This window comes from Fibrobacter sp. (assembly GCA_024398965.1).
Taxonomy (GTDB): Bacteria; Fibrobacterota; Fibrobacteria; order Fibrobacterales; family Fibrobacteraceae; genus Fibrobacter.
Genome location: JAKSIF010000030.1, coordinates 22,867 through 32,960, shown reverse-complemented (window position 1 = coordinate 32,960; position 10,094 = coordinate 22,867). Strand labels below are relative to the sequence as shown.

Sequence of the window (10,094 nt, the reverse complement as noted above, 5' to 3'; positions counted from 1 at the left end):
TTAAACCACATGCTCCACCGCTTGTGCGGGCCCCCGTCAATTCCTTTGAGTTTCATACTTGCGTACGTACTCCCCAGGCGGCATACTTAACGCGTTAGCTCCGGTACCCGGGGCGAACCCCGGACACCCAGTATGCATCGTTTACGGTGCGGACTACCAGGGTATCTAATCCTGTTTGCTACCCGCACTTTCGAGCATGAGCGTCGATAAGTCCCCAGCAAGCTGCCTTCGCCATCGGTGTTCTTCCTGATCTCTACGCATTCCACCGCTACACCAGGAATTCCGCTAGCCCCTGAGCTATCCAAGAGAAACAGTCCAGTCTGCAGGTCCGGGGTTGGGCCCCGGTATTGTACAGACCGCTTGCATCTCCGCCTGCGCTCCCTTTACGCCCAGTGATTCCGAACAACGCTTGCACCCCTCGTATTACCGCGGCTGCTGGCACGAAGTTTGCCGGTGCTTCCTTTCGAGGTACATTCAACTGGACAACTCCAGCTTTATTCCCTCACGACAGTGGTTTACACACCGAAATGCTTCTTCCCACACGTGGCGTTGCTGCATCAGGGTTTCCCCCATTGTGCAATATTCCCTACTGCTGCCTCCCGTAGGAGTCTGGGCCGTATCTCAGTCCCAATGTGGCCGATCACCCTCTCAGGCCGGCTACCGATCGTCGCCTTGGTGGGCCGTTGCCCCGCCAACTAGCTAATCGGACGCAAGCTCATCCCACACCGATAAATCTCTAGTCAACGGTCCATGTGGACCGCCACTCTCCTGGGCATTAACCGCGCGTTGGCACGGGTATTCCCTGATATGGGGCAGATTGCTTACGCGTTACTCACCCGTTCGCCGCTAGGTCCGAAGACCCCGCTCGACTTGCATGTATAAGACACGCCACCAGCGTTCGTTCTGAGCCAGGATCAAACTCTTCATTAATTTTTTAAAGTCTTGGTCCTGTAATCACGTTCGTTTAATTGACTCCCTAAAATTGATTTAGGGTCCGTCACTAAGCACATCTCCGATTCCTTCAATCTTCTCAGAAGTTTCTCGAACTTCTGCCCTGATCGTTCAGGCTTTTCAGCCGTCCCTCTCAGGAACGACGCCAATTATAGAATTTTCCAGAATGTTTGCAAGGCCTCTTTTTCAAATTTTTTCTCATTTTTTGCTGTTTTTCGCAAAAAACGGGAAAAACACGGGTCTTGCCCAATGAACCTAACGGGGTGTTCACAAACTATTCACAATTTTTTTCATGGGGTCACGAGAATCCATGTCAATTTCGGTAGATTTCAGCTGCCAGCGGAACCAAGTCAGCTGTCTTTTGGCATAATTTCTCGTTTTTTTCTTGACTTCTTCAAGAATATTTTCAATTTCAGCGGTGTTTTTTGCCGTCAAAAGCTCTCGATAGCCTAAACTTTGCCATGCAGGAGCATCAAGAGGAACCGTCTTTGCCAATTCCCGAGCTTCTTCCAGCCAGCCATCGGCCATCATCTGGTCTACGCGCTCATTGATTCTTTTGTACAAAGATTCTCTATTACGTTGTAACCAAAAGACGGGAAGTTCACCAATGCCACCTTCCCTCTCTTTCTTGAACTCGGAAAACTTACGCCCAGTAGCCCTATACACCTCAAGGATACGGATGATTCTCAGTGCGTTATTCGCCTCTACGTTTTCCATGGCTTCAGGATCTACATCCTTCGCCATTTTGTACAAACTATCAAGCCCGTTGCTTGCGGCAGCCTCTTCCAGTTCCTTGCGAACTGTTTCCGGAATTTGCGGAATCTTCGGAAGCCCAAGAACAAGACTTTGTATGTAAAGACCGGTTCCACCCACAAGGATGTAACTTTTCGAAGGATTGTCCGCCACGAGATTCTTTACAGCAGAACAGAACATGCCTGCGCTGTACGATTCCGTTGGTTCGAGAAAATCCACTAGGTGATGCTTCACCCGGTTGAGACAAGCCTCCTCGGGTTGCGCAGTTCCAATACGGAACCCCTTGTATATCTGCCGGGAGTCAACGCCAATGATTTCGGCGTTGTAATGTTCTGCAAGTTCCAGGGACAAGTTGGATTTACCAATTCCCGTGGCACCAACCATGGCAAATAAGATAGGCATACCGCCAATGTAGTTATATTTATTAGCAAGATGAGAAAATTAAAGCACATAATTGCAATTATCATTGTACTGCTTGTAGTTGTCGGCACCTGCGTCTTTATTCTACCAAGAATTTCCAACACAGATTCTTCCTCTAGCGAAAGCTCTTCCACAGAAGTCGCTGCACAGGACACCTCTGTTGTGGAGGACACCCTTTCCTTTACCGACAAGTTCAAGCAAGAGCTGCAGGTTATCCAGGAAAGCTACAGCAAAAAGACAAAAGCCTACACATGGACTCTTGGTCGAGGCCAAACCATTATCGTGTACCTGCTTCAAGCAAAGCGCTTTATAGAAAAAATGGGTGGCCAGGTTCTTTTGATGGAAGAAGTCCACAACGACCAGACCGCATTCCAGACTGCAAACCTGCACACGATCCAACCTGACGGCGATACTTTAAAGCTGGTCCTCAAGGTTTCGGACAACATCTTTAGAAACAACGCCTCTGAAATGGTGGTTGCATTCCAGGTCACGAATTTAACCCCAGAACTGATTGTTGGATTGAATCAGCTAGATTATCCCTATGACTTGCTGATTCCGCCTTTTGGCATGGCCGAAGGTTTCTATCCTGATTTGGACCGCGTCAAGAACAAGGAACTGGTTCTGTGGATTACAATGGAGTCCAATAAGCTAAACAAGGTACACAACAAGTTAAGGCCTCTACGAATTCACCATACGGCAGAGCAGATCGAAACCGTTATCGACGACGCAAAGAAACTTGTTCCCAATGCCGTCGGCGTAGCAACCCGATATGGTGAGCAGGCTGTTGAACACAAGCAGCTGATGCAGGCAATCCTTGCTCCCATGCAAAAGAACAACCTGTGGTTCCTGGACATCTCTACAAACAAACTTTCCAAGGCCACCGAAACCTGCAAGGATTTCAAGATTACTTGTAAAACCGCCACACCCTACAACCCCGACAACAGCGCCCTGGACGACTACATTAAGCAAAAAACCAGGGAAGCGTCCAAGAGCGGTCTTTCTGTAATGATTCTGCCCCTAAACGAAACTACTCTGAACAAGGTCAACGACCTTTCGAAAAATTTGCAGAGCAAGGGTACGACCTTAGTCAATTTATCTACATTTATGAAGTACTGATAAGGAGCTTGTATGACAGTAAAACTCGGCTTTAACGTAGACCATATCGCAACCATCCGCGAAGCCCGCAAGATCTTTGAACCGGATCCGGTGGCAGCAGCAGTTATTGCAGAACTGGCCGGTGTAGGCGGCATTACCGTTCACCTCCGTGAAGACAAGCGCCACATCCAGGACCGCGACGTCCGTCTGCTTCGCGGTACCGTCACCACCAAGATGAATCTTGAAATGGCCCCCAGCCAGGAAATGGTGCAGATTGCAATTAACAGCCAGCCCGACACCGTCACTCTCGTTCCCGAAGTTCACACGGAACTGGCTTCTGAAGATGGCTTGAATGTCGCAGCCAAGATTGCAGAACTTGCAAAGCCAGTCATGACGCTCAAGAGCAACGATATTTCCGTAGGCGTTTTCATTGATGCCGAAACCGAACAGGTGAAGGCAGCCAAGAAGATCGGCGCCGATTTCGTGGAGTTCCACACAGGCAAGTACGCCATGTCCTGCGCCCTGGGAAGCGCCGAAGAAGTGGATCGTGAAATTTCCGCCCTCCAGGACATGACCGTTCTCGCCCGTAAGTACGGCCTTCGCGTCAAGGCAGGGCGTGGCTTGAACTACCGTAACGTGGGCCCCATCGCCGCCATCGAAGGCATCGAAGAACTGGTCATCGGCCACAGCATCGTAAGCAAGGCTGTTCTGGTAGGCCTCGACCGTGCCGTCAAGGACATGCTCGAAGCCATCCGTAACGCAGACTAGTCATATACCTATCTAGCGAAAAAGGCCTTCCATACGGAAGGTCTTTTCTTATTTACAAACTAGTAGTCCTTGTATTCCACATTCTCAAGCACAAGCCCCTGGGGCGGAGCCCAGGTTCGCTCGCCCTGGAAGTTCTTTTCGAAAATCTGGTTTACCGTACCCAAAGGAAGTCGACCACGACCTACGTCATAGAGCGTTCCTACCATGGCCCGGACCTGACGATGCAGGAACCTGTTTCCCTTGATATGGAACATACAGCTCCAGTCATTCAAACGTTCAAGGCGGAATTCCGTCAAGATGCAGTCCGTAGGCTTTCCATCGTTTCGGGGAATGCAGAAGTCAATAAAGTCGTGATGACCCAGGAAGGATTCCGCCTCCTTCTCCATACGTTCCAGGTCCATATTCTGGGAACCGCATTCCCAGCCAAAATCCCGAAGCAGCGCCACAGGACGGGTATACATGGTATACTGGTAGTACCTGCACAAGGCATCGTAGCGGGAATGGAATTCCGGATCGCAAGGCTCCAGGTCGCGAATTCGAATCAGCCGCTTGGTAAGGCCATTTATGGAGTTTACCGTTTTGAAGGCATCAAGTTCGCCGTCATAGTCAAAATGGACGCACTGACCGCGGGCATGGACGCCAGTATCGGTTCGACCGGAACCTGTAATGCGGATAGGCGTACGTAAGGCGATGGAGAAGGCTTCCTCCAGCGCAGACTGAACCGTTACAAACTTGGTCTTGCCGCCTTCATTCTGGGCCTGCCAGCCGTGAAAGGCACTACCTAGATACTCGCAACGGAAACGATAACGCATGAAGAACTAGGCCTGGGCGTCCCTAATGACGGCTTCGACCTTTTCCTGAGGAATCTTGAGCTGGGATGCAATAGCGGATGCCGGGAAACCGCGGCGAGACATCTGCAGAATCTTGACCTTCTCGGTAGATTCGCGATCAAAGCGGGTAGTTTCCAGCGGGCTGCTGCCCATCAAGTTAGGATCGCCGGTAACGTTACGGCTCTGGGCACGGATGCTCATGGTACGATCCCTAGAAATGCCACGGGGAGAACGGAACACGTTGGAGAGGTTCTGCACTGCGGAAGTGATACGTTCCTTGGCTGTGGGGCGAAGGGTCGGCTTGTCAAAGCTTCCCGTAAGGATCTTGTTCTCGACAACGCCATTTTCGTCTTCGAAGGCAACCTTCTGCTCGGAATCCGTTGGAGCAACAGTCTTTTCCACAGGCTGCTGAGCCATGGTTTCGCGCTTCTTGGCAGCATAAGCTTCAGCATCGGCAATGATGGAGCGCTTAGGCTGACGGGGACGGGGCGTAAGGGTGGGAGCTTCTTCGCTTGCCTTGGCTTCCTTGAAACGTTCTGCCTTGACAGCTTCCATCTGGCGGGTAACCACTTCCTTACGGTGTCTAAGAATCAAAACCAGAATAACGATACAGAGAACGACTGCCACTGCGCCTGCGGCAATCCACATAATAACATCGGAAGACATGCCCTTAGATTCGGCAGGGGCAGCCTCTCCATCAGCCTCCGGAGATTCAGTGGGAGCAGCCCTCATGGCGGAAAGTTCCTCCCAGGAACGTTCCAATTCGCCACGAATAGCCACCTGGGCTTCGGGATTGCTCTGGGCATTCCAAAGAGCAATTTCAAGGGAATCAATCTTTGCTCGGGCAGAAAGGTAGGCGTCAGCATCAAAAGAGGACCTGGATCCGAAATCCAAAGTAAGGAAAGCAACCAGGGCAGATGCCAGCAAAAGCAGTATTACAGGCGCAACAAACTTCTTCATATTTACAAATTTAGCAAAAACAACTCATCCAAAAATCAAAGATTCCTCAAAATCAGCCCAAAAATGGCGTTTTGAGAAAATTGAGAAGTTCTCAACACTTGTTTTGGGTATATAAAGAAAAATATGGTACACCCAGGTAAAAATTCATAACTTTGTGTTCAAGAACTCTTTGTTCTCCTCCTAACCCCCAAAAAAACCTTCTGACTTCTGTCAGAAGGTTTTTTTATTGAGAATTCCGGATTTTCTTATAGCTTTACTGAAGTTCCTTCATGATGGCATCGGCAAGAATCACTCGGTTTGCTCCAGACTGGATAGCAAAACGCATGGATTCATGAGCCGCATAAAGCAAGCCAGAAGCGTCGGAAGCATGATCGGGCATCACGGACACGCCCATGCTAAGTGTTGTAGAAAGAACGGACTCGCCATAGGCAATCTGCAACTGGGAAATTTCATTCCTAATCTTTTCGGCACGCTGACTGGTAATCTTAAGATCGGCCCCCGGAAGGATGACGCAGAAAACCTCGCCATCAAAACGGCACGGAATATCCTCGTTACGGATATACCCCGGAAGCCTCTGGCCCAATTCCCATAGCAACTGATCTACCGCATGGGTTCCACGGGTGCTGGCAATTTCTCCGACCGCATCGGGATAGAGCATAATGAGACCAATGGGCGTGTTATGGCGGGCTGCCGCAGAAACCTCTCGATTCAAGGTTTCCTCCATATAACGACGATTGAACATGCCCGTAAGATCGTCACGAATGCTGTGGGTCTTGTAACGAACGTTCAAGTTCTGGTTAGCCACGTACAGGCCGAAGCTTGTTCCCACGAGGCTGACCTTGGCGTGCCAATCTGCTTCTGACTCGTTGTCTGGCAGCACATCTGTCTGAACCGTAAGGATTCCAAAATGTTCCTCAAAGCCTTCGACCGGCATACAGAAGGTAACGCCCTGGGGGTGGTGATGCAGGTGGGTGCAGCCTCCGGACAGGTTTGGCTTGGAAAAATCGGAAACAACAACATCGCCCGCATCGTAGCTGGCACATTCGCCCGGATGGATTACATCGTCGCTAATGACCTTGTCTCCGAACGAAAGGACCTTGTGCAGATCTGTTTGAGTATCGGCATACATGTAAAGGACACCGGACGCCTTGGGGAAAAGCTCCGGCAGCAATGTTTCAAGATTCTTGAGCACTTCTACAAAGGGGCGATTCTTGACCATGGACTTTGCAAAGGACTTCCAGGCGTCTAACGGGAATCCGACACGAATCGCTTCTTCGGTCATCTTTTCGATGGCTTCCTTTGCAGAAATCGTGCCCTTGGGCAAAGGCTGGGGAACAGGTTCTTCTTTTTTAGGTTCCTCTTCCATCAAGGGTGCGTGATCGATAATCTGGAGGCCAGAGGTCGCATCCATCTTGCCCTTGAAATTGTTCAAGTTTTCCATGTATTCTGCTTCTGCATTCTCGATACGCTTCTTGCAGATATTGTAAAACACGAAGCCAAGAACGGCGCCCCACGTTCCTATGAACAGGAACTTGCCGCCCAAGGAGATGATTGTTTCGGGCACAAAATAGGAGACAGCGACGCCTGCCACAAAAGCGATCAGCCACACAATGTAGGTAAACATAGACATAGCTATAATTTACTTAAAAATATTCAAAGTGATTATCATCAATTTCCAAACTGAAGGCATTTTTAAATAACTACATTTACCTCCATGACAATTCTCGAGAAAATCGCCCTAGCCCTTCCCGCCGTTGAATCCCCCGCCCGCTACATGGGTGGTGAAGCCAACAGTGTGGTAAAGGACCACAGTCAAATGCTTTGTCGCATGGCATTTGTATTCCCCGACAAGTACGAAATCGGCATGAGCAACAACGGCATCCGCATTCTGTATCACGTAATCAATCGTGAACCGGACCTGCTGTGCGAAGTAAGCTTTGCCCCCTGGGAAGACATGGCGAGGGAGATGGAGAAATACGACATTCCCCTGTACAGCTACGCCAGCTACACCCCCATCAGGGACTTTGAAGTGCTGGGGATGACCCTTCAGACGGAACTGAACTTCACCAACGTGCCCTATGTTTTGGACCTGGCTCGAGTTTGCACCTGGAACAGAGACCGTAAGGAAGAAGACCCCATTGTGGTTGCCGGCGGCCCCGCCATGGCAAACCCCGAACCGGTGGCAGACTTCTTCGACGCCTTCATGATTGGCGACGGCGAAGATATGATCGTGAAGTTCCTGCGCTGCGTGGGCGAAGGCCGCAAGGCAGGGCTTAAGCGTAAGCAGATTCTCGAGAACCTCTCAAAGATTGACGGCGTTTACATACCAAGCCTGCGCCCCGTCGTGACAAACGAATTCGGCGACATCGTGCCCGCAGAGCCAGCCTCCGGCACTTACGAAAAGACAAGCGGAGTACGCCGCCAGTTCATCCCGGTCATGGACCGCAAGAACTACCCCACCAAGAACCTCATCGGCAATATGCAGCTGGTCCACAACCGCTTCAGCGTGGAAGTCATGCGCGGCTGCGCCCAAGGCTGCCGTTTCTGCCAGGCTGGCGTCTGGTACCGCCCTTGCCGCGAGCTGGATCCCGACGATGTTCTTGAAATCGCCAAGGAAGGTATCCAGGCTACAGGCGAGCGAGAACTAGGACTGCTTTCTCTTTCTACCGCAGACTACAAGCCGGTGGAAGGCCTTACGGATTCCATCATCGACGACCCGTTCTTCGACACCGTAGACGTAAGCCTCCCCTCCATTCGCGTCAACGCCTTCGGCGAGACCCTGGCCCAGAAGATTTCTGCATTGAAGGGCGGCCGCAGCGCCACCTTCGCCCCGGAAACCGGTTCCGAGCGAATCCGCAAGATGATCAACAAGACCATCAGCGACCAGGACATGTACAACGCCGCAGAACACGCCTTCTCCAGCGGTTTCAACAAGATTAAGCTGTACACCATGATCGGCTTCCCCACCGAAAATTTGGAAGACATGGAAGCCTTCTGCCAGCTTATCGAGAACTTGGTAAAGATTGGCCGCAAGTACCTGCGAGGCTGCCAGATTGCCGTTTCCATGGGCATTCTCATTCCCAAGTCCTTTACAGGTCTCCAGTGGGCACCCTTCATGGACAAGGAAACCGCGTTAAAGCACATCCGCTTCGTTCGCGAGCGTTTCTTTAAGCACCCCAACGTAAAGGTGAACTGGGCCGGCTGGGAAATGAGCCACCTGGAAGCAATTTACAGCCGCGGCGACCGTCGTTTGGCACCCGTCATTTATGCCGCCTACAAGAAAGGCCTTACCTTCGAAAGCGACGCCTACCGTTTCAATTACGACACATGGCTCCAGGTTTGGGAAGAATGCGGCTACGACACCAGCTGGGTCTACCGCACCCGCGAAAAGGAAGAAGTTTTTCCCTGGGATTTCATTCACGCAGGAACCACCAAACAATACCTGCGCCGCGAATGGGAAAAGGCCTTCGATCCAAACTCTGCCCCCGTTCCCAACTGCAAGTGGGGCGACTGCCAGAAGTGCGGCATTCCTGGCTTTGGTGCAGAAATCCATTTGGCAGACAATCCGGTGCGACATGCTGCACCTAGCCGTACCCCCGAAGAAATCAAGAAGCTGGTGGCAGAACGCCGCCCCAAGCAAAAGGACTGCTTCAGCTACAAGATTACTTTCAAGAAGACTGGCCTCAGCCGCTTCCTGCCCCATCACAACATGCTGAGCTTCTTCGAACGCACCTTCCTGTGTGCAGGCATTCCCATCAAGTTCAGCGAAGGCTTTAGCCCCAAGCCCCGTATCGTGAATATGGGCGCATTGCCCCTGGGTCTTGAAACCTACTGCGAAATCATCAGCGTGGAACTTCTGAAGCCCCTGGACATTTCCCCGGCAGGTCTTCCCGAGACCATGAAGAAGCTTTCCGCCCCATTCCCCCGCGGCATGGAAATCGTAAACATCGAGCCCTTGCAGGACAAGCTTTCAAAGCATTTCCCCAAGTCCATGGTCTATAGCTATACTGCCGACGACATGTCTGACGAACAAGCTCAGAGCATCCGTGAAATGTTCAGAGCAAAGACCCTGCCTGTAGTACTGAACCATCGCGGTCAGGAAATCAACTTGAACGAGCACATCCTTGACCTGCAAATTCAGGGAAAGACAATCCTTGTAAAGGCCAAATGCAACGACCAAGGCGGAACGGCAAGCCCGTTCAGCATTTATGCTGGTCTTCTTGGCAAGGAATACGACCCCAAGAAAGTCGATGATGAGACTAGGAAATTCCTGATAAAGAAAATAGCCATGGATTTTTAACTTGTTTGGAACCTTAG

Annotated in this window: 7 protein-coding genes and 1 rRNA gene; 3 read left to right on the top strand and 5 right to left on the bottom strand. The window is 51.0% G+C overall.

The genetic code is table 11. The features are described 5' to 3' along the window. Nucleotides 1–930, bottom strand: a 16S ribosomal RNA gene (locus MJZ26_11070); the annotation flags it as partial. A 288-nt stretch (nt 931–1,218) separates the two neighbouring features. Beyond that, nucleotides 1,219–2,106, bottom strand: a complete 888-nt coding sequence (miaA, locus tag MJZ26_11065; protein MCQ2106319.1) for a tRNA (adenosine(37)-N6)-dimethylallyltransferase MiaA — start codon at nt 2,104–2,106, stop codon at nt 1,219–1,221. Nucleotides 2,107–2,136: 30 nt separating this feature from the next. On the opposite strand from miaA, the gene MJZ26_11060 reads away from it, so the two are divergent. Both MJZ26_11060 and MJZ26_11055 read left to right on the top strand, forming a co-directional pair. Continuing rightward, nucleotides 2,137–3,240, top strand: a complete 1,104-nt coding sequence (locus MJZ26_11060) for a divergent polysaccharide deacetylase family protein (GenBank protein ID MCQ2106318.1) — start codon at nt 2,137–2,139, stop codon at nt 3,238–3,240. Nucleotides 3,241–3,252: 12 nt separating this feature from the next. Then, nucleotides 3,253–3,987 (top strand): pyridoxine 5'-phosphate synthase, encoded by a 735-nt coding sequence (locus MJZ26_11055; GenBank protein MCQ2106317.1) that lies wholly within the window; start codon nt 3,253–3,255, stop codon nt 3,985–3,987. Nucleotides 3,988–4,046: 59 nt separating this feature from the next. Here the strand turns inward: MJZ26_11055 and truA are convergent, their stop codons facing one another. The 3 genes from truA to MJZ26_11040 all read right to left on the bottom strand — a co-directional run bounded on the left by truA (nt 4,047) and on the right by MJZ26_11040 (nt 7,407). Beyond that, nucleotides 4,047–4,799 carry a tRNA pseudouridine(38-40) synthase TruA gene (gene truA, locus MJZ26_11050; protein MCQ2106316.1) on the bottom strand — a complete coding sequence of 251 codons (753 nt, stop codon included), beginning with the start codon at nt 4,797–4,799 and terminating at the stop codon, nt 4,047–4,049. A 6-nt stretch (nt 4,800–4,805) separates the two neighbouring features. Beyond that, nucleotides 4,806–5,777 (bottom strand): hypothetical protein, encoded by a 972-nt coding sequence (locus MJZ26_11045; GenBank protein MCQ2106315.1) that lies wholly within the window; start codon nt 5,775–5,777, stop codon nt 4,806–4,808. Between the two features lie 253 nt (nt 5,778–6,030). Continuing rightward, complete coding sequence (locus MJZ26_11040) at nt 6,031–7,407, bottom strand: GGDEF domain-containing protein (GenBank protein MCQ2106314.1); 1,377 nt, start codon at nt 7,405–7,407, stop codon at nt 6,031–6,033. Nucleotides 7,408–7,491: 84 nt separating this feature from the next. Between MJZ26_11040 and MJZ26_11035 the strand changes: the two genes are divergently transcribed. Further along, nucleotides 7,492–10,077 (top strand): TIGR03960 family B12-binding radical SAM protein, encoded by a 2,586-nt coding sequence (locus MJZ26_11035; GenBank protein MCQ2106313.1) that lies wholly within the window; start codon nt 7,492–7,494, stop codon nt 10,075–10,077. Nucleotides 10,078–10,094: the final 17 nt, after the last annotated feature.

Coding starts and splice junctions, on each gene's coding strand:
- miaA (MCQ2106319.1), bottom strand. CDS start 2,106: ATGCCTATCTTATTTGCCATGGTTGGTGCCACGGGAATTGGTAAATCC.
- MJZ26_11060 (MCQ2106318.1), top strand. CDS start 2,137: ATGAGAAAATTAAAGCACATAATTGCAATTATCATTGTACTGCTTGTA.
- MJZ26_11055 (MCQ2106317.1), top strand. CDS start 3,253: ATGACAGTAAAACTCGGCTTTAACGTAGACCATATCGCAACCATCCGC.
- truA (MCQ2106316.1), bottom strand. CDS start 4,799: ATGCGTTATCGTTTCCGTTGCGAGTATCTAGGTAGTGCCTTTCACGGC.
- MJZ26_11045 (MCQ2106315.1), bottom strand. CDS start 5,777: ATGAAGAAGTTTGTTGCGCCTGTAATACTGCTTTTGCTGGCATCTGCC.
- MJZ26_11040 (MCQ2106314.1), bottom strand. CDS start 7,407: ATGTCTATGTTTACCTACATTGTGTGGCTGATCGCTTTTGTGGCAGGC.
- MJZ26_11035 (MCQ2106313.1), top strand. CDS start 7,492: ATGACAATTCTCGAGAAAATCGCCCTAGCCCTTCCCGCCGTTGAATCC.